The organism is Paraburkholderia sp. J67, from assembly GCF_905220265.1.
Lineage (GTDB): Bacteria > Pseudomonadota > Gammaproteobacteria > Burkholderiales > Burkholderiaceae > Paraburkholderia.
Window position 1 is genome coordinate 114,776 of record NZ_CAJMZK010000003.1, and the last position, 19,859, is coordinate 134,634.

Annotated in this window: 13 protein-coding genes; 5 read left to right on the plus strand and 8 right to left on the minus strand. The window is 65.4% G+C overall.

From position 1 onward, the window contains the following. The first annotated feature begins 4 nt into the window (after nt 1–4). The 3 genes from xylG (at nt 5) to U5782_RS07465 (ending at nt 6,101) form a co-directional block, all read left to right on the plus strand. Nucleotides 5–1,558 carry a D-xylose ABC transporter ATP-binding protein gene (xylG, locus tag U5782_RS07455; protein WP_322043188.1) on the plus strand — a complete coding sequence of 518 codons (1,554 nt, stop codon included), beginning with the start codon at nt 5–7 and terminating at the stop codon, nt 1,556–1,558. Continuing rightward, nucleotides 1,555–2,754 (plus strand): sugar ABC transporter permease, encoded by a 1,200-nt coding sequence (locus U5782_RS07460; protein WP_322043189.1) that lies wholly within the window; start codon nt 1,555–1,557, stop codon nt 2,752–2,754. Before xylG ends, U5782_RS07460 begins: the two co-directional genes overlap by 4 nt. 479 nt (nt 2,755–3,233) lie before the next feature. Then, on the plus strand, nt 3,234–6,101 hold the full coding sequence (locus tag U5782_RS07465) for an ATP-dependent Clp protease ATP-binding subunit (protein ID WP_322043190.1): 2,868 nt from the start codon (nt 3,234–3,236) through the stop codon (nt 6,099–6,101). A gap of 83 nt (nt 6,102–6,184) precedes the next feature. Here U5782_RS07465 and U5782_RS07470 read toward each other — a convergent pair whose 3' ends face one another. Further along, nucleotides 6,185–8,470, minus strand: coding sequence for an ATP-dependent DNA helicase (locus tag U5782_RS07470; protein ID WP_322043191.1), 2,286 nt, complete (start codon nt 8,468–8,470; stop codon nt 6,185–6,187). Further along, nucleotides 8,467–10,227 (minus strand): VRR-NUC domain-containing protein, encoded by a 1,761-nt coding sequence (locus tag U5782_RS07475; protein ID WP_322043192.1) that lies wholly within the window; start codon nt 10,225–10,227, stop codon nt 8,467–8,469. Before U5782_RS07475 ends, U5782_RS07470 begins: the two co-directional genes overlap by 4 nt. Before the next feature lie 151 nt (nt 10,228–10,378). On the opposite strand from U5782_RS07475, the gene U5782_RS07480 reads away from it, so the two are divergent. Beyond that, nucleotides 10,379–10,993, plus strand: coding sequence for a hypothetical protein (locus U5782_RS07480; protein ID WP_322043193.1), 615 nt, complete (start codon nt 10,379–10,381; stop codon nt 10,991–10,993). 12 nt (nt 10,994–11,005) lie between these two features. Here the strand turns inward: U5782_RS07480 and U5782_RS07485 are convergent, their stop codons facing one another. Then, the gene (locus U5782_RS07485) at nt 11,006–12,322 is read right to left on the minus strand and encodes a DUF3443 domain-containing protein (protein ID WP_322043194.1); all 1,317 of its coding nucleotides are present in this window, start codon (nt 12,320–12,322) and stop codon (nt 11,006–11,008) included. Continuing rightward, nucleotides 12,319–12,813, minus strand: coding sequence for a DUF2844 domain-containing protein (locus U5782_RS07490; RefSeq protein ID WP_322043195.1), 495 nt, complete (start codon nt 12,811–12,813; stop codon nt 12,319–12,321). The genes U5782_RS07485 and U5782_RS07490 overlap by 4 nt, the downstream gene beginning before the upstream one ends. Nucleotides 12,814–13,209: 396 nt before the next feature. On the opposite strand from U5782_RS07490, the gene bamC reads away from it, so the two are divergent. Next, nucleotides 13,210–14,460: an outer membrane protein assembly factor BamC gene (bamC, locus tag U5782_RS07495; protein ID WP_322043196.1), complete on the plus strand. Its 1,251-nt coding sequence runs from the start codon at nt 13,210–13,212 to the stop codon at nt 14,458–14,460. Nucleotides 14,461–14,579: 119 nt separating this feature from the next. Here the strand turns inward: bamC and U5782_RS07500 are convergent, their stop codons facing one another. From U5782_RS07500 to thiC, 4 genes are all read right to left on the minus strand, one after another. After that, nucleotides 14,580–16,181, minus strand: coding sequence for an L-lactate permease (locus U5782_RS07500; RefSeq protein WP_322043197.1), 1,602 nt, complete (start codon nt 16,179–16,181; stop codon nt 14,580–14,582). A gap of 301 nt (nt 16,182–16,482) precedes the next feature. After that, nucleotides 16,483–17,022, minus strand: a complete 540-nt coding sequence (locus U5782_RS07505) for a hypothetical protein (RefSeq protein ID WP_322043198.1) — start codon at nt 17,020–17,022, stop codon at nt 16,483–16,485. Nucleotides 17,023–17,373: 351 nt separating this feature from the next. Then, entirely contained in the window at nt 17,374–17,595 is a 222-nt protein-coding gene (locus tag U5782_RS07510) for a glycine zipper 2TM domain-containing protein (protein ID WP_322043199.1), read from the minus strand. Between the two features lie 228 nt (nt 17,596–17,823). Then, on the minus strand, nt 17,824–19,755 hold the full coding sequence (gene thiC, locus U5782_RS07515; RefSeq protein WP_322043200.1) for a phosphomethylpyrimidine synthase ThiC: 1,932 nt from the start codon (nt 19,753–19,755) through the stop codon (nt 17,824–17,826). Nucleotides 19,756–19,859: the final 104 nt, after the last annotated feature.

Genomic DNA, 19,859 nt, shown 5'->3' on the forward strand with positions numbered 1-19,859 from the left:
GCGTATGACCGAACCCTTACTGACGATGCGCGGCATCGTCAAATCCTTCGCGGGCGTGAAGGCGCTGGACGGCATCGATCTCACGGTGCGGCCCGGCGAATGCGTGGGCCTGTGCGGCGAGAACGGCGCGGGCAAATCCACGCTGATGAAGGTGCTCTCGGGCGTCTATCCGCATGGCACCTGGAGCGGCGAGATCCGCTGGGAAGGCGCGCCGCTCGAAGCGCAAAGCGTGCGCGACACGGAGCGCGCGGGCATCGTCATCATCCATCAGGAATTGATGCTCGTGCCCGAGCTGTCGGTGGCGGAGAACATCTTTCTCGGCAACGAGATCACGCTGCCGGGCGGGCGCATGAATTACGCGGCGATGTATCAGCGAGCCGATCAGTTGCTGCGCGAGCTGGGCATCGACGGCATCAACGTCGCACAGCCGGTGATGAATTACGGTGGCGGCCATCAGCAATTGATCGAGATTGCCAAGGCGCTGAACAAGCGCGCGAAGCTGCTGTTGCTAGATGAACCGTCGTCTTCGCTCACGGCAGCGGAGACAAAGATCCTGCTCGATATCGTGCGCGATCTGAAGCGGCGCGGCGTGGCCTGCGTCTACATCTCCCACAAGCTCGACGAGGTCGAAGCCGTGTGCGATACGGTCAGCGTGATCCGCGATGGCCGTCATGTGGCGACGGAGCCGATGGCCTCGCTCACCACGGATCGCATCATCGCGATGATGGTGGGCCGCGAGATCAAGAACCTCTTTCCGCGCGAGCCGCATGACATTGGCGAAGTGGTATTCGAGGCGCGCAACGTGACGTGCTACGACGTGACGAACCCGCGCCGCAAGCGTGTGAACGACGTGTCGTTCGCGGTGCGGCGTGGCGAGATTCTCGGTGTGGCGGGGCTGGTGGGCGCGGGGCGTACAGAGACCATGCAGGCGATCTTCGGCGCGTATGCCGGCAACTGCACGGCGAGCGTGCTGCTCGAAGGCCAGCCGCTCAGGATCCGTTCGCCGCTCGACGCGATTCGCGCGGGCATCGCGATGGTGCCCGAGGACCGCAAGCGCCACGGCATCGTTCCGCAACTGGGTGTCGGGCACAACATCACGCTCTCGGTGCTGGATCGCTTCGCGAAACACGGACGCATCGACACGGCCGCCGAGCTCGACACGATCCGCACCGAGATGCAGCGTCTTTCGGTGCGTGCGGCCAACCCGATGTTGTCGATTGCGAGCCTCTCTGGCGGCAATCAGCAAAAGGCGGTGCTGACCAAGATGCTGCTCACCGAACCGAAAGTGTTGATCCTCGACGAACCCACGCGCGGCGTCGACGTGGGCGCGAAATACGAAATCTACAAGCTCGTGTTCCAGCTCGCGAAGCGCGGCGTGGCGATCGTGATGGTGTCGTCCGAGTTGCCGGAAGTGCTGGGCATCAGCGACCGCGTGCTCGTGATCGGCGAGGGCGAGGTGCGCGGCGACTTCGTCAACGACGGCCTCACCCAGGAACACATTCTCGGCGCCGCAATCCAGAGCGCGCGTCCCCAATCCTTTTCAGCGAGTGCAGCATGACCCCCGACGTCACGACCCAAGGCGCGCGCGAACCGCAACTGGCGGGCGGCAACGGCTTCGGCCAGCGTTTCCAGCAACTGTTCGCGCGCTACAAGATCCTCGCCCTGTTGCTTGCCGTCGCTGCGATCTGGGTGTTCTTTTCGGTGCTCACGCACGGCGCCTTCGTCACGCCGCGCAACGTGTCGAACCTGCTGCGTCAGATGTCGATCACGGGCATGCTCGCGTGCGGCATGGTGTTCGTCATCATCGCGGGCGAGATCGATTTGTCGGTGGGCTCGCTGCTCGGGCTGCTCGGCGGCGTGGCCGCGATCCTCGACGTGAATCGCCATTGGCCGATCGGCATCACGGTGCCGGTGGTGCTCGCGCTTGGCGTGCTGGTGGGGCTCTTCAACGGCTGGTGGTCGACCTACAGGCGCGTGCCGTCGTTCATCGTGGGACTGGGCGGCATGCTGGCGTTTCGCGGGGTGCTGCTCGGCATCACGGGTGGTTCGACCATCGCACCTGTTTCGGATTCCTTTGTGTTTATCGGGCAGGGCTATCTGCCGCGTATCGTGGGCGATGTGCTGGCCTTCGCGCTCTTCGTGCTGCTTGCGCTGCTCACGGTGCGTCAGCGTGCGAACCGGCGCCGCTATCAGTTGAGCGTGGTGCCGCTGTGGCAGGACGGTGTGAAGATCGTCGGGGCGGGCGCGATCGTGCTGGCTTTCGTGCTGATGCTCGACAGCTACGGCGGCATCCCCGTGCCGGTGTTGCTGTTGCTCGCGCTGCTCGGCATCTTCACGTGGATCGCCACGCAAACCGTGTTTGGGCGCCGGATCTACGCGGTGGGTTCGAATCTCGAAGCAACGCGTCTTTCGGGCGTGAACACCAACCGCGTGAAACTGGCGATCTTCGCGCTGATGGGCCTGATGTGCGCGGTGGCCGGCATCGTCAACACCGCGCGCCTCGCGGCGGGCTCGCCGTCGGCGGGCACGATGGGCGAACTCGATGCGATCGCGGCCTGCTTTATCGGCGGCACGTCGATGCGGGGCGGCTCCGGCACGGTGTACGGCGCGCTGATTGGCGCGCTCGTGATGGCGAGCCTCGACAACGGCATGTCGATGCTCGATGTCGATGCCTACTGGCAGATGATCGTGAAGGGCGGGATTCTCGTGCTGGCCGTGTGGGTCGATGTGGTGTCGGGGTCGAACCGACGTTGACTGACAGGGCGCGCGTGGCATCAAACAGCGCGCCTTTCGTATGACATGCTGCCGCGTCTGCGACGGCGTTGAAGGTGTTTCCCCAGTTGTTCTCCTCGCGCGTGAAACACGCGCACTCCGGGCGGGATAGTCATCCCGCCCGCTTTTCCCCCGCCATTTGCCAAGATCGCAAGGCCGTTGTCAGCGTCGTGCACGATGCACATTCGGCGCGCAGCGCCTCGAATCCTGCCACAATCGTTTCGTCGTGTGCCTCCGGCGCATCCTCATCGCTTCATGCCGCTGGAGCTGCCACCGCCCGTCGCGGCGCTGCACGCTTCGCGCGTTGCGCTTCACCTGGCATCAATCAGCCGCGATCGGCTTTTATCGGTGCCGCGCGCCGCCGCCTGTCACATTTCCGACGCATCCGCGCGATGCGCCGTGCTGCTTGACGTGCATGCCGCGCATGCCGTGAAGCGGCGCCGAACTGGAGACAAGTCGCCATGCCTACTCTCTGCGAGATCTGCAATACGCGGCCTGCTGTCGCGCGCGTGACCGTGGTGCAAAACGGCCAGCGCAAGTCGATGTCGATCTGCGATTACGACTACCGGCAATTGATGCGCCATCAAAGCATGCTCAATCCGTTCGATTCGCTGCTCGGCGGTGGGGGCGGCGGACTGTCGCGCTTCCTCGGCGGCCTCGGCGGCGAGGGTGATCACGACGATGACGACGATGCGGGCTTCGAAGCCGAAGTGCCGCGCGAATCCGTGGACGCGACCGATGCGTTCAGCGAACAGACGCTCGAAATCCTGCAACGCGCCGCTGAAAAAGCGCACGAATTGCGCCGCACCGAACTCGACACCGAGCATTTGCTTTACGTGCTGGCCGACACCGATGTCTGCGCCGCGCTGCTCAAGGAGTTGAAGCTTTCGCCGCAGGATATTCAGGGCTATATCGATCAGCACGCGCAGAAGGGCACGGCCAACCCGGACGCGCCCATCGACAAGATGACGATCTCGCCGCGTCTGAAGAAAGCGTTTCAATTTGCGTTTCAGGCGTCGCGCGATCTGGGCCACTCCTACGTCGGTCCCGAGCATTTGCTGATTGGCCTCGCGGCGGTGCCGGACAGCATCGCGGGCACGCTGCTCAAGAAGTATGGCGTGACGCCCGAGACGTTGCGCCAGAAGGTCGTCAAGGTGGTGGGCAAGGGCGCGGAAGATGGCCGCGTGGACGCGCCCACGGGCACGCCCACGCTCGACAAGTTCGGCCGCGATCTCACGGCGATGGCGCGCCAGGGCAAGCTCGATCCGGTGCTCGGCCGCGCACAGGAAATCGAGAGCACGATCGAAGTGCTCGCGCGCCGCAAGAAGAACAATCCGGTGCTGATCGGCGAGCCGGGTGTGGGCAAGACGGCTATCGTCGAAGGGCTAGCGCAGCGCATCGTCAATGGCGACGTGCCCGAGGTGTTGCGCGGCAAACGCCTCGTCGAAGTCAATATCAATTCGATGGTGGCGGGCGCGAAGTATCGCGGCGAATTCGAGGAGCGCGCCAAGCAGCTGATCGACGAAGTGACGGCGAAGAACGACGAACTGATTCTCTTCATCGACGAGTTGCATACGATCGTGGGTGCGGGGCAGGGCGGCGGCGAAGGCGGCCTCGATATCGCCAACGTGCTCAAGCCCGCGCTTGCGCGCGGCGAGCTGAGTCTGATCGGCGCGACCACGCTCAACGAATACCAGAAGTACATCGAGAAGGACGCGGCGCTCGAGCGGCGCTTTCAGCCGGTGCTGGTGCTCGAGCCCACGGTCGAGCAGACCATCGTGATCCTGCGTGGTCTGCGCGACAAGCTGGAGGCGCACCATCAGGTCACCTTCGCCGACGATGCGTTCGTGGCGGCAGCCGAGCTATCGGATCGCTATATCACGTCGCGTTTTTTGCCCGACAAGGCCATCGACCTGATCGACCAGGCGGCGGCGCGGGTGCGTATCGGGGCGACCTCGCGCCCGGCCGATATTCAGGAGCTCGAAGCAGAAATCGCCCAGCTCAAGCGCGAGCAGGATTACGCGTCTTCGCGCAAGCGTTTCGATCAGGCGAAGGGCTTCGAGGAGCGCATCAACGAGAAGCAGACGAAGCTTGAAGAACTCACGGAGGCGTGGCAACGCAAGACCGGTTCGGAGACGCTGGAGGTGACGGCCGCGTCGATCGCAGAAGTGGTCTCGCGGCTCACCGGCATTCCGGTGACCGACCTCACGCAGGAGGAGCGTCAGAAGCTGCTCCAGATGGAAGAGAAGCTGCGCGAGCGCGTGGTGGGGCAGAGCGACGCCGTGGTGGCCGTGAGCGATGCCGTGCGGCTCTCGCGTGCGGGTCTCGGCCAGGAGCATCGGCCGATTGCGACTTTCCTGTTCCTCGGGCCGACGGGAGTGGGCAAAACGGAGCTGGCAAAGGCGCTCGCGGAAACCGTGTTCGGCGACGAGCAGGCCATCATCCGCATCGACATGAGCGAGTACATGGAGCGTCACGCCGTCGCGCGGCTGATCGGCGCGCCGCCAGGATACGTGGGTTACGACGAAGGCGGGCAATTGACCGAGCGCGTGCGCCGTCGCCCGTACAGCGTGATCCTGCTCGACGAGATCGAGAAGGCGCACCCGGATGTCTATAACGTACTGCTACAGGTGTTCGACGATGGGCGGCTCACGGACGGCAAGGGCCGCGTGGTCGACTTCAGCAACACGATCATCATCGCCACGAGCAATCTGGGCGCGTCGATCATCATGGAGAACCTCGAGCAGCCCGAGGCGAAGCGCAAGAGCGACAAGGAGGTGCGTGGGGAATTGATGAAGGTGCTCAAGGGCCATTTCCGGCCCGAGTTCCTCAATCGTATCGACGAAATCATCGTGTTCCATGCGCTCTCGAAGGACAACATCCGCAATATCGTGCAGATCCAGCTGGACCGCGTGACGCGCACGGCGGCCGCGCAGGACATCACGCTCAAGATGAGCGACGCACTCGTCGAGCATCTGGTCGAGGCCGGTTATCAGCCCGAATTCGGTGCGCGCGAATTGAAGCGGCAGATTCGTCAGGAAGTGGAAACGCGCCTTGCCAAGGAGATTCTGGGCGATGCGCTGCAATCGGGCGACACCGTCGAGATCGGCTACGACAAGGCGGACGATGAAGTGACGATCAACAAGATCGCCGTGCCGGCCGATATCCCGGAAGGCAAGCCGGCGAAGAAAAGCAAGGGCGACGGCAAGGCGGCGAAGCTCGATGTAAAGGAAATCGCGCCCGAGATCGCCGCGGATGATCTCGAAGGCGATCCACCGCCGCCGCCGAAGAAGGGCGGCAAGGGTGGCGGCAAGTCGAAATCGGCTTGATGGGTGATGGATGGGTACGCAGCGCCGTCAGTGGCGCTGCGTTTGTGTCGTGTGAATTAATTCGTCGTGCGTATCAATGCGTGTCAGGCGACATCCCACCACGCAGGCAATAACGCGCGCACGTCGGGGCGCGCGAAGCGGTCGTCCAGCAGATGCACCACGCCGCTGTCCTGCTCGCTGCGGATCACGCGGCCCGCGGCCTGCACGACCTTGCGCAAGCCGGGAATCAGATAGGTGTAGTCGAAGCCCGAGCCATAGAGCGTGTCCATGCGCTCGCGCATCGCCTCGTTGACGGGATTCACTTGCGGCATGCCCAGCGTCGCTATGAAGGTGCCGATCAGGCGCGTGCCAGGCAGATCGATGCCTTCACCGAATGCGCCGCCGAGCACCGCGAAGCCGATTCCACAGCCATCCTCCACGAAGCGGGCAACGAACGCCTGCTGTTGCGCCTCGTCCATCGTGCGCGACTGCATCCAGGTCGCAATATGCGGATGGCGAGCGATGAAGGCATCGACGGCTTGTTGCAGATACTCGTAGCTGCTGAAGAAGCACAGATAGTTGCCCGGCCGCGCCGCGTATTGCCGTGCGATGCGGGCGACCAGCGCATCGAGCGAGCGCGTACGGTCCTTGTAGCGCGTCGAAATATCGCGCGCGATGTGCACATCGAGCTGCTCGGCGCGGAACGGCGTGCCGATCTCGACCTGCACCGTGTTGGCAGGCAGGCCGAGCATATCGGCGTAATAGTGCGCGGGCGCGAGCGTCGCGGAAAAAAGCGTCACGCTATGCGCGGCCGCCACGCGCGGTCGCAATGCGTTGGCGGGTACGAGATTGCGGATGCAGAGCGTCGAGCGCGTGTGCTTGCTGCGCGTCACGCTGGCTGGCAGCGGCGTGATATCGAAGATCGACTGCGCGTCGAAGCGCTCGGCTAGACGCACGAAATGCAAGGCGTCGAAATAGAAGCGTTCGAGTTCGGCGTCGCGCACGAGCGCGGGTTCCGCGAGTTGATCGCCGATGGCCGCAATTACATCGCCGAGTGCGGGAATCAGCCTGTCGGGCAGCGCATCGCTCGCACGCCACGCATCGGGCGAGATCGCGTTCTGCGCATTCCAGTGCCTCGCGAGACGCGTGAGCGCGCGTTTGACCGGCGCGCTCGCGGCGCGCCGCACGGCATCCACACGCGTTTGCACAAGCTCGGCGGAATACATCGCACGGGCGCGTTCGGGCAGGTTATGGGCCTCGTCGATGAGCAGGCTCATACGCCATTGATTGTGCGCGCCAAGCATGAACAGCATCGCGCTGACGTCGAAGTAATAGTTGTAGTCGCCGACGATCACATCGCTCCAGCGCGCGAGTTCCTGGCCAAGGTAGTACGGACAGACCGCGTGCTCGCGCGCGACTTCGCGCAGCGTCTCGCGGTTGAGCGTGACGTGCATGAGCGCGGCCTCGCGGGCCGCGGGCAGGCGATCATAGAAGCCGCGCGCGAGCGGACACGACTGCCCGTGGCACGCGAGTTCCGGATGCTCGCAGGCCTTGTCGCGCGCGACGAGCTCAAGCACGCGCAGCGGCAATCGTTCGTTATCCTGCGCATGGGCTTCGACGAGTGTGTCGAGCGCATCGAGCGCCAGCTGACGCCCCGGGCTTTTCGCGCTCAGAAACAGTACTTTGTCGATGCTGCCGCGCGCGCACGCCTTCAACTGCGGGAACAGTGTGCCGATGGTCTTGCCGATGCCGGTGGGCGCCTGGGCGAGCAGGCAGCGGCCTTGCGTCGCGGCGCGCCAGACGGCTTCGGCGAGATCGCGCTGACCCTGGCGAAAGGTGGGATGCGGCATGCGCAGCGTGGCGAGCGCCGCGTCGCGTGCTGCTCGGTGCGCGCTCTCCTGGTCGGCCCAGGCGACGAAGCGCGTGCATTGCGCTTCGAAGTCGGCACGCAGTTGCTGCGCGCTCGGCTGCTCGACCAGCGCCGTTTCGCGGCCCGAGCCGATCTCGTAGTACACGAGCGCGAGTTCGAGCGTATCGAGCGGGGCGAGGCTGAGCTTTTCGCACATCAGCGCGCCGTAGACCCGCAGTTGCGCCCAATGCAGCGCGCGCTGGTTTTCGCGCATCGCATCGAGATCGCCGCGATAAGTCTTGAATTCTTCGAGGCGGCGGCGCGCAGGATCGTAGCCGTCGGCGCGCCCGCGCACGGTCAGGGTGCCGAAAGTGCCGCTCAAGGCGATCTCGGTTTCGTAGCCAGCGGGGCGGCGTGCGGCGATGGCGGCGTGGCCCGCGCGACCCTCGCTTGCGTCGGGCGAGGGCGTGAAGCGCAGATCGAGATCGCCGCGTTTGGCGGTGAATTCGCAGAGCGTTCGAACCGCGACGGTATAGCTCATGACGTCGGGGCCGCGTGTTGGATAGTTTCGTCGCCGGCCTCGACGGCCCAGCGCGCTTGCAGCACCGTCACGGGCATGCCGTGCGCGGCGCAGTAGGCGAGCCAGCGGCGTTGGTTGTCCTGCAGGCGGTCGCCGGGACCCTTGACCTCGATGAGCTCGTAGCGCTGCTCGTGTGGCCAGAAGCGCACCAGATCGGGCAAGCCCGAGCGGTTCGCGGCGGGCTCGCGCAAGAGGCGCTCGAACCACAGGCGCAGATGCGCGGCAGGAAAGCAGTCGAGCGCCAGCGCGAGCAGGGCGGCGTCGAGCGCGGGCCAGGCGACGAAGGGCGACTGCGTGCCGTATTTGTCGGCGAATCGCTGCTCGATGGTGGCGCGCCAGGTGCCCGCTTCGAGTTCGGCCAGACACGCGGCGAACAGGTCGGCGCGGCGGGCGACGAAGTCGCTCGCGTGCAGATCGGCGGGGCCGCGCTGGAAGGGGTGGAAGAACGCGCCCGGCAGCGCGGCGAACAACGCGGGCCAGCAGAGCAGGCCGAAGAGGCCCGTGATCAGCGTGTTCTCGACGTAGAAGACCGGGGCGGCGGCGCTTTCGAGGGCGCGGCGCGCAGCTTCCTCCACGCGCAGATGCGCGTGAGCGGCAGGCAGCGTGAGTTCGATGAGCGCGTGAGTGGGCGCGCTGTCCGCGGAAGATGCCGTGGCGCGCCGGCGATCGAGACGGCCGAGCGTGCGCGTCGCGCGCTGCGCTTCTTCTTCGCTTTCGGGTGCGGCGGCGATGGCCTGGGCGAGGGCGCGCGCGTCGTCGCGGCGGCCGAGTTGCTCCAGCACGCGCACACGCCGGTAGCGCGATTCAGGATGCCCGCAGTCGAGGTACGCACGCAGCGCGAGCGCTGCTTCGCCCAACCGCTCGGCCGACTGGCCCACTGCGTGGCGCACGCGGTCGTGGCGCGCGCGCAGCCATGCGTTGTGGTGCGTTTGCGGCGCTAACGCGTCGAGCGTGTCGAGCGCGTTGGCGAGGTCCTCGGCGCTCAAGGCGGGCGGCGCGAGATCGAAGGCTTCGCGGCAGTCGCGCAGCGCCAGATACGCGTCGATATCCGCGCGCTGCTGGAATGCGCGCGAGGCGCCGTCGAGCGGCACCGGCTCGTAACGGTAGACGCCGAGATCGGCCAGTACGAACTCGCTCCAGTCCTGGCGCAGGTTACCGAAGAACATCAGCCGCAGCCGCTCGCACAGCGGGGCAGCGGCGAATTCGAAAACCGTGTCCGGCGATGCCGGGAACCAGGCTTCCCAGTCGCGCGCCTCGGGCGCGGCGGCGTGCAGCGCGTCGAGCGTCGCCGCGCGCGTGGCGGTGCGAAGCGGGAGGGCGCGCAGCGCATCCAGTGGGGCTGAAGCGCCATCGGCATTGGCCTCGTTCACGAGTCGCGTGGCGAGCGTTTGCAGTTCGGCCTTGGTGACAAGCGCTGCCAGTGCGTCGAGCGCGAGCACCGGCGCGGCGTCCAGCCATCCTGCCTCGATCAGCGCTACAGCCGCCGCGCGCGGGCAACCGATCTCGGCATAGTCGAGCTTGCTCGCACGAAAGTGCGGGCCCTTGCGCATCAGCATGCGTACGAACAGCGCGCGCGAGGCGCGCGGCAGGTCGCCGAAGCCGGACGCGAAACGCCGCTCGGCAGCGTCGAACAGGTCGGCGCAACGCGCGTCGAGCCAGCCGAGCGCGCGCTCGAAGTTTGCGAGGTAGTAGAACGGATCGGGAGAGTCGGGGAGCACGCGCGGCACTGTACGGATATACAGCGGCGATGATAGCAGGCTCGCGCGCGGGGCTGTCCGGCGCGCGCGGGAATCTGGCGAGCCGTAAGCTACAATTGCCGCAGCCTGAAAACCGAACCGCGCACCATGCGCGACAACAGCGACAAGAGCGATGAAGAAACGGAATGCCTGTCTCGTCGGCCTCGCGGCCGGCGCCACCCTGCTCGCGGGCTGCGTTGCGCAGTACCAGAACCCCAGCGCCTGCGAACAGGAGATGCGCACCCGGCTCGCCAATGCGTCGCTGGGCGAATTCTCCGTCACGCATACGGCGGCGGCGTATCGAGGCAAACGTGTCGTCATCGAAGGGCATCTCGAGCGTGGCATGCTGCCCGCCTCCCGTGTGCTGAGCGCTTCGGAAGCGGCTGCCGTTGGTGGTATGCCGGCGCCTGGCGCGGCACCCACCGGGGCCACCGCAGCATCGTCCGCCTCTGTTGCATCCGCTGCTTCGGCGGCTTCCGGCGTGGGTGCGACGCAGCATGCTGCGGCAGCCTCGGGCGCAACGGCTGCGAGCGCGCCGTCAGTGGCCCCCGCTAGCAAGGTCGATGAACCCAAGCCCACCACGCCGATCGAGATACTCGTCGCCAAGCTTGGCCTGCACAAGTCGCCGCCGCCACAAGCCGCCGCCGAATGTCTCTATGACCGCAACGGCGCGCTCACGGCGTTCCGCTGGCTCTCGCCCGCGGCGCTTGCCAAGACCACGCCGGCCTCGGAAGCCGCGGCAGAATAAGCCTCGCGCGCCTCAAAACGCGTAGAACGGGCCGGCGCCCGCCGGCGTCGTCTGCGCCTCGATCGCGGTGTACACGCGCCGCCCGAAGAAGAACGGCAGTCCCCAGCCGAACGCACTGCCGTTATAGCCCGCGAGGTTGTTGAACGCCCAGTTGCCGGTCGCAAACAACGTCGTCGCGCTTGCGACCGAGAGCGAGGCGGCGGCCGTGACGCCGTCGACGCCCTTGAGCGTCGCGCCGAGGCTCTGCGGCGAACTCGGGCAGAACCACACGCCGCAGCGCGTGAGCGTTGTATTCGCGAAGAAGAAGCCGTTCGAGCCGCTGTCGATGTAGCTCTGCGAATAGACCGTGCCGTCCGAGGTCGTGGTCGAGACAAAACCCGTCACCGAATTGCCGCGCAGCACCGTCGCGCCGCCGAGCGTGTTGTTCGCCTGCGAGCCGATGCCGAAGATCAGCGAGCCGCTCACGGTGCTCGAGCCGGTGCTCGAAATCGCGGGCAGATCGATGACGACGCCGTTGTTGTCGGTGGCGAATGCCGCGACCGGATTGCTCACCTGCTGCGCGAGCGGCTGTGCGCTCGGCGTGCAGTTGCCTGAAGGGCATGCGTAGTACCACGAACTATTGGGCTGATTCACGCAGGACGCGCCGCAGTCGGCGCCGAACGGCCCCACGCCGAGGATGCCGTTCGAGCGCAGTGCGGTGCTATTGATCATCGCGAGGCCAAAGCCCTTGCAGACGCTCGGTATGGTCGGCACCGACGGGTCGGCGATCAGCTGGATCGGCAGTGCGGCGGCCACTTCGCCTGCGAGCTTCACGTCGGCGCTGCGCACCGCCCCCCACGTGTAGCCGGAGCCGAAGGCCGCGCATGAGCCGGCCGGGTCGGTGCCGCTGCCGGCCGTCACGACGGGCAGCGCGAAGCCAGCCGGCAAGGCCGAGGCGAGCAGGCGCAGCCCCTGCGAGCCGGTGTCGACCTGGACGTTGTCCACCGTCGCGCAGGTGCTCGTTCCAGGCACGCAGACCGTCACGCTCGCCATCAGCATGTTGCGCGTCGAGGTGGGCGTCGAGGCCACCGCGATCGACAGGACGTTCGGCGTGGTGGACTGCGCCACGCTGCCGGTGTTCGAGGCGGTCGACGTGCTCGAGGTCCCTGAGGTACTCGATGCGCCCGATGATCCGCTCGAGGTCGCCGATCCTGAGGATGCCGCCGATCCAGAAGCGGCAGACGCGCTGGCGGGCGCCGCCGCGCTCGACGTGCCCCCGCTGCCACCGCCTCCGCAGGCGACCAGCGCGGTGGCGAGCGCCCCGGCGAGCAGGCACAGGCGCGCGTTCATCGCAGGTCTCCTTCAGTCACGCCCGCCGGCAGCGCGGCTGGCAGCCAGACGCGTCCCACGTAGCTGCGCATCAGCCCGCCCGATTCGACGACGACGCTGGGCGTATCGACGCGAGCGGCGTGCAGGCCGTCGCGCCCGGACGTGTGGAGCGCGACCACGCCGCTCTGGTAGTCGGCGGCGTAGCGGCCGAGGAGCGCGCCGAGGTCGGGCGCCGAGGGACCCTGCCACGTGTAGGCGACGATCTCGCCGCTGGCCGTGGCCACGTATTCGCTCAAACGCGTGCCGCCCGCGTCGACGGACTGCGTTACCTGCACGGCGCCGCCCGCGAGGAGGCGGGCGGCGTTCGCCTTGCTCGCGGCATTCACAGGCGAGACGGCGGGGGCGATGTCGCCGAGCGCCGCCCACGCGGGGCCGCTCACGCCCGCAACGGACGAAACGAGGCAGGCGCAGACCGCGGCGCGGCCCGCCTGCATGAAGCTGCAAGTTGTCATGACTCTCTCCGTACGACGTTCTGGAATTTTTCTTCTGATTTTTCGGCGAAATTAGCACCGGGTCGCCGAGACAAGTCATGTGTGACGAAGATGTCGATTTGCGCAAAGTTACGGGGGCGCGCAAATCACGGGCAAGTCATTGATAAAAAATGGGATTTATCCGATTAATGGCGTTGATGTGGAGTTTTTAGAATGTGGACGAACGTTACATGGAGCGGTCAGATCAACGCTCTAACATGCGTCCTGAACCACCTGGCGCGTGCGCTTCTTTACGGTTGCAATAGACGGAAACGTGCCCGTCTATTGCTGTTTTTGCACAGCGCGGCATCTCGCCGGTAAAATATCTGGTTGATCCACGGAAACTGGCCGTGGCGTAGCCGAAGGGATTACCCGAACATGAGTGATTTTCATCAACGTCTTGCCGCACGCGCGTTCGCGCTCCTGATGGCGGGCGGGCTGGTCGCCGGCTGCAGCTCGCCGACGCCAGGCAAGATCGATTACCGTAGCGACGCGAAGGCGAAGCAGTCGTCGCTGGCCGTTCCGCCGAACATGCTCGACGAGACGGCGGATCAGCGCTCGCTGCCCCCGCAGGGCGGCGAAACCTCGCTGTCCGCGCTCAAGCAGGTCCAGGCCGACGCGCCGCCGAGCACCGACGAAACCCAGGTGCTGCCGCAGGTTCCGGGCATGCATATCCAGCGTGACGGCACCGAAAGCTGGCTCGTCATCGACAGCAAGAAGCCCGACGAAGTCTGGGCGCAGGTGCGACGCTTCTGGCAGGAACAGGGCTTCCTGCTGGTGGTCGATCAGCGCGACAAGGGCCTGATGGAAACCGACTGGAACGAAACCCATCCGAAGATCAACGACGGCCTGATCCGTAACACGCTGTCGTGGGCCACGGGCAATTCCTACGTCACGGCGGAGCGCAACAAGTACCGCACGCGTCTGGAAACGTCGCCGACCGGCGGCACGTATGTGTTCATCAGCCAGAAGGGTCTGAGCGAACAGCTTTCCGGCACCAACAACGAAACGAGCAAGTGGGTGCCCAAGGCCAACGATCCGGCGCTCGAGCAGGAATACCTCAAGCGCCTGATGGTCACGCTTGCGCGCGCCAAGCCGGGCGTGCCGGACGCTCAGGTGGCCGCCGAAGCGGACGCCAAGGCCGGCGACAACGCGAAGGGCTCGAAGGGTGCAGCGTCGAAGCCGGATGCCGCCGCAGCGGCCATCGCGGCGCAGAACGCAGCGGCCGTGGGCCAGAGCGCGAAGGCTGGCGGCGCTGCCGCGGCAGGCGGCCCGTCCGGCCAGTACACCTCGACCGAGCTGACGCTGGGCGAGCCGTACGACCGTGCATGGCTGCGCGTGGGCCTTGCGCTCGACCGTGCGAACTTCACGGTGGACGACCGCGATCGCTCGAAGGGCGTCTACTACGTGCGCTACGTCGATCCGCAGGACATGACCTCGGCCGAACAGGGCTTCTGGAACCAGATCTTCCACGGTCGCAAGGAAAAGGTCGCGAAGCAGTACAAGGTCAATGTGCGCGCCGTCACCGACAACCAGACCCGCGTCGCGGTGGTGGACGACAACGGCCAGATCGATTCCTCGCGTGCCGCACGCGAAATCATGGGCCTCGTGGTCGAAGAACTGCACTAACGCTTAGGCATTAGTCACAAGGCAACGCGCAAGCGTTGCCTGCAAAAAACCCGCCTCTGCACAAGCAGGCGGGTTTTTTTTCGTCCCGATCTCGCTGCGGTGCGAGCGCCGCGCCGCGCTCAATGCGGCGGAATCATCCAAGTGAACACGTTCTGCTGCAGCCACACCAGAATGCCGAGCAGCACCGTCATCAGGATCGAATGCTTGAAGGTGCGTGCGAAGACGTGGCCTTCCTGACCTTTGAGTTCGGTGGTCGCGACGCCTGTGGCGATGTTCTGCGGCGAAATCATCTTGCCCATCACGCCGCCCGACGAATTGGTCGCCGCCATCAGCACCGGATTCAGGTTGAGCTGCTGCGCGGCCACGACCTGGAGATTGCCGAACAGCGCGTTGCCCGACGTGTCGCTGCCAGAAAGAAACACGGCGACCCAGCCGAGGAACGCCGACACCAGCGGAAACAAGGCGCCCACCGACGCGACGCCCAGCCCCAGCGTGTAGGTGAGGCCGGAGTAATTCATCAGGAACGCGAGCCCGACGATGGTCGCCACGGTCAGGATGGCGATGCGCGTCTGCACCCACGTATCGACGATCGCGCCGCCGAAGTCCGAAGGCTTCAGACGCACGACGAAGGCCGTGATGACGGCCGCGACCAGAATCGCCGTGCCCGTGGCGAGCGGCTGGAAGTCCCACACGGCGGCATAGGGCGTCTTGTAGAGCGTGATGAAGACGGCCTTGTTCAGGCCCGGCCAGGGCACCTTGACGTCGCCGATCGTGAACACCTTGGCAACGGTCCAGACGATCACGACCGCCGCGACGATGATCCACGGATACCAGCCCTGCGCGCCCGTCACGGCGCCGCGCACCTCTTTGGCACGATCGACGCGGATCGCGAACTGCGTATCGGGCTCGGGCTTCCATACGCGCAGGAACAGGATCGTGAGGATCAGAGAGACGAGCGAGGAGAGCACGTCGGTGAGGCTGTAGTTGATGAAGTTCGCGGTGATGAACTGTGTGACGGCGAAGCTGCCGCCCGACACCAGCAGCACGGGCCAGATGCGCAGCATGCCGCCCACGCCCGCGTAGATCGCGATCACATAAAACGGCAGCAGCAGCGCGAAGAAGGGCAACTGGCGCCCGACCATCTGGCCGAGCACGTCGGCGGGCAGATGGGTGACCGCGCCGAGCACGGTGATCGGCACGCCGAGCGCGCCGAACGCCACCGGCGCCGTGTTGAAGATCAGCGTGAAGGTGAGCGCTTCGAGCGTCGGGAAGCCGAGCATGATGAGCAGCGAACTCGTGATCGCGATCGGCGTACCGAAGCCGGAAATCCCTTCGAACAGCGCACCGAACGAAAAGCCCACCACCACCAGCACAATGCGCCGGTCGTTGGGCAGGTTGTCGAGCAGCCACATGCGAAAGGCTGCGAAGCGGCCGGAGCGCAGCGCGATGTTGTAGAGCAGGATGGCCGTGACGACGATCCACATCACCGGCCAGAGCGCGAAGACCACGCCGTTGAGCACCGCGCTGATCGCCAGATTGACCGGAAACTGCCAGCCCGCGATGGCGACCACGAGCCCGACGACGAGCCCCGCGAGCGAGGCCTGCCAGGCGGGACGGCGCGCCCAGCCCAGCATCGCAAGCACCACGACGATCGGCAGAACGGCGACGATAAACGACAGGGGCAGTGAATTGCCGATGGGAGTCAACAGCTGATGGAACATGACGTCTCCTTTCTGCTGGTTCGTATCGGCGCGTCGATGCTCAGGGGCGCATGACGTGCCGGGCATGGCGTCGGCGAGGCGGCGATGCGGGCGATCAGGCAAGGCAGTACGGCAGGCAGGCGGCACGGCAGCCTGCCTGCTTCACGAGCGTGAAGCGTGCGGCTGCCGCCAGAGGGAGGGCTTATTCAGTAAGGCAGTGCTTCAATCCCCGATGCCCACTTGCAGGATAGAAAATGGTGCGCAAGCGTCAAGGAGGGAAAGTACGGTCGTGCGGGGCGCGAGCGTGCGATGTCGCTCGGTCTCAACGGTGCCAGTGGCCACCGCCGTGGCCCCAACCGCCCCAGCCGCCGCCCCAATAGCCCCCACGACCCCAGTAACCACCGCCCCAGAAGCCGACGCTGAGCGAAACGGGCGCACCCCAACCCCATCCGCCGTAGCCGTAGTACGCGGGATACGAGTAGTAGCCGGGCCAGTTGTAGTAGGCCGGATAAGCGGGATAAGCAGGGTAAGCCGACCAGGCCGGCACCGCCACGGCCATGGGCGGCGAGGGGTAGAGCGGGCCTGGATATTGGGCGTCGGCAACGGCGGCGGGCGCGGGGTTGGGCCGCTGACTCACCTGCGCCGTTGATCGCGCGTTTGTTGACCCCGCAACGGCCACGGCAGTTTCCTGTTGCGTGCTGGTGGCGGGGACCGTCGGGTAGTAGTACGGCGGGTAGGCCGAATAGCCGTATGGCGTGTAGTAATAGCAGCCGGACAGCGCGAGCAGCGCGCCGGTCGCGCATAGCGAGGCTGCCCATTGAAACGGGCCGCGCGGCGTGGATGTCGGAAACGGGGATTTCATGGCAACTCCGGGCGAACACTTCAGGCTATCACGCCCCGGCGCATCTCGTTACTGCCTGGATGCTGCGTTTATATTGCATTTTTTTACGCCTTGTGGCTGGAACGCGGACACCGGAATGACGCCACCCCGCGCGCGCGACGAATTCCACACGGTCAATGCAAACGCGGCGCATGCTCCCGTAGAAGCATGCGCCGCGTTTCCTCTCTGAAGCCGGCAAGGCCGGCCGATTTGCCTGCTGGTTCGTCGTTGTTTTTAGCGGCTGTCGAATGGCCCTACGTCGCGGGCCCTATGTCACGGTCTCCAGCGCGTAATGTGGTGACTTCGGTAACTTAGTGCCGATATTGGCGGCCGTTACTTGCCGACCTGATTGCCGATGATGCCGCCCACTGCGGCGCCACCCACCGTAGAGAGCGCGCTACCGCCGATCACGGCGCCTGCCGCGCCGCCGACACCCGCGCCGATGGCGGTGTCGCGGTCACGTCGGGACATGTTGTCGCAAGCCGTCAGGCTGCCGATTGTGGCAACGAGCGTAGTGGCGATGAGCAGGGTACGGGCATGAGCGAGAGATTTCATTTTCGACTCCAGCTGTATGAGGTATGCAGTGCAGATCGAGCCGCATAAATCAGGCCCAGCCCGCACCTCCAGTACACCCATCGTAGCGACGCGACCCGTATCCGGGTGTGTGCGCTTGTCAGCGAGTTGTGGGAGTCGTGAGGAAATGTATCGACAGCAGAAAGACGCATTCGCTGCGCCACACACGCGTCATCTCATCGTGCAGCGCAGCGAAACCGCATCGAGCGCTTACTGGCGCTGATAAATCTCAGCGCCTTGCTTGACGAACTCGACGGCCTTCACTTCCATGCCCTTTTTCAGGGCCTCGTCGTCGGTCATGCCTTGCTTTGCCGCGAAGTCGCGCACGTCTTGCGTGATCTTCATCGAGCAGAAGTGCGGGCCGCACATCGAGCAGAAGTGCGCCACCTTGGCCGAATCCTTGGGCAGCGTTTCGTCGTGGAATTCGCGCGCCTTGTCCGGGTCGAGGCCGATGTTGAACTGGTCTTCCCAGCGGAACTCGAAGCGCGCCTTCGACAGCGCGTTGTCGCGCACCTGCGCGCCCGGATGACCCTTGGCCAGATCGGCCGCGTGCGCCGCGAGCTTGTACGTGATGATGCCTTCCTTCACGTCGTCCTTGTTCGGCAGTCCGAGGTGTTCCTTCGGCGTCACGTAGCAGAGCATCGCCGTGCCGAACCAGCCGATCATCGCCGCGCCAATGCCCGAGGTGATGTGGTCGTAGCCCGGCGCGATATCGGTGGTGAGCGGCCCGAGCGTGTAGAAGGGCGCTTCGTCGCACCATTCCAGTTGCAGGTCCATGTTCTCCTTGATGAGCTGCATCGGCACGTGGCCGGGGCCTTCGATCATCACCTGCACGTCGTGCTTCCACGCGATCTGCGTAAGCTCGCCCAGCGTCTTCAGTTCGCCGAGCTGCGCTTCGTCGTTGGCGTCGTAGATTGAGCCGGGACGCAGGCCGTCGCCGAGCGAGAAGCTCACGTCGTATTCCTTCATGATTTCGCAGATCTCTTCGAAATGCTCATAAATGAAGGATTCCTTGTGATGCGCGAGACACCACTTGGCCATGATCGAGCCGCCGCGCGAGACGATGCCCGTCATGCGGTTGGCCGTGAGCGGCACGTATTGCAGACGCACGCCCGCGTGAATCGTGAAGTAATCGACGCCCTGTTCGGCCTGCTCGATCAGCGTGTCGCGGAACATTTCCCACGTGAGGTCTTCGGCCTTGCCATTGACCTTTTCGAGCGCCTGGTAAATCGGCACCGTGCCGATCGGCACCGGCGAATTGCGGATGATCCACTCGCGCGTTTCGTGAATGTGCTTGCCGGTCGAGAGATCCATGACCGTGTCGCCGCCCCAGCGGATCGCCCACGTCATCTTGTCGACTTCCTCGCCGATCGACGACGTCACGGCGGAGTTGCCGATGTTGGCGTTGATCTTCACGAGGAAGTTACGGCCGATGATCATCGGCTCGCTTTCCGGGTGGTTGATGTTGGCGGGAATGATCGCGCGGCCGCGGGCGATTTCCTCGCGCACGAACTCGGGCGTGATTTCCTTGAGCGCATTCGCACCGAAAGCCGCGGCGCCGAACGCCTGGCCCGGATGCTGGCGACCCATCATGGCGGCGAGCTTCGCGCCGTTCGGGCCGCTGTTCTTGAGGCTTTCGAGGTACTCGGCGCGGCGCTGGTTCTCGCGGATCGCGATGTATTCCATCTCGGGCGTGATGATGCCCTGACGCGCGTAGTGCATCTGCGTGACGTTCTTGCCTGCCTTGGCGCGGCGCGGCGTGCGGTGCAGGCCGGGGAAGCGCAGCTCGGCCGTGGCCGGATCGGCGGCGCGCTCGCGCCCGTAGTCGGAAGAGAGACCCGTCAGGGACTCGGTGTCGCCGCGCGATTCGATCCACGCCTGGCGCACCGCGGGCAGGCCCGCGCGAATGTCGATTTTCGCTTCAGGATCGGTGTACGGACCCGACGTGTCGTAGACATAGATCGGCGGATTCTTTTCGCCGCCAAAGCCCGTGGGCGTATCCGCCTGCGTGATCTCGCGCATCGGCACACGGATGTCGGGCTGCGAGCCGGTCACGTAGATCTTGCGGGAATTGGGCAGCGGCGCGATCGCGGCTTCGTCGACGTGCGCGGTGGCGGAAATGAACTTGGGATTCGCGTTCATATGTCTCTCTCTCCATGAAGCAATGTGGGAACAACGGCTTCGCAGGAGACGAGACGGAACGTGGACGGACCTCGCAATGAGGAATGATGCAGTGATGCGTGTGA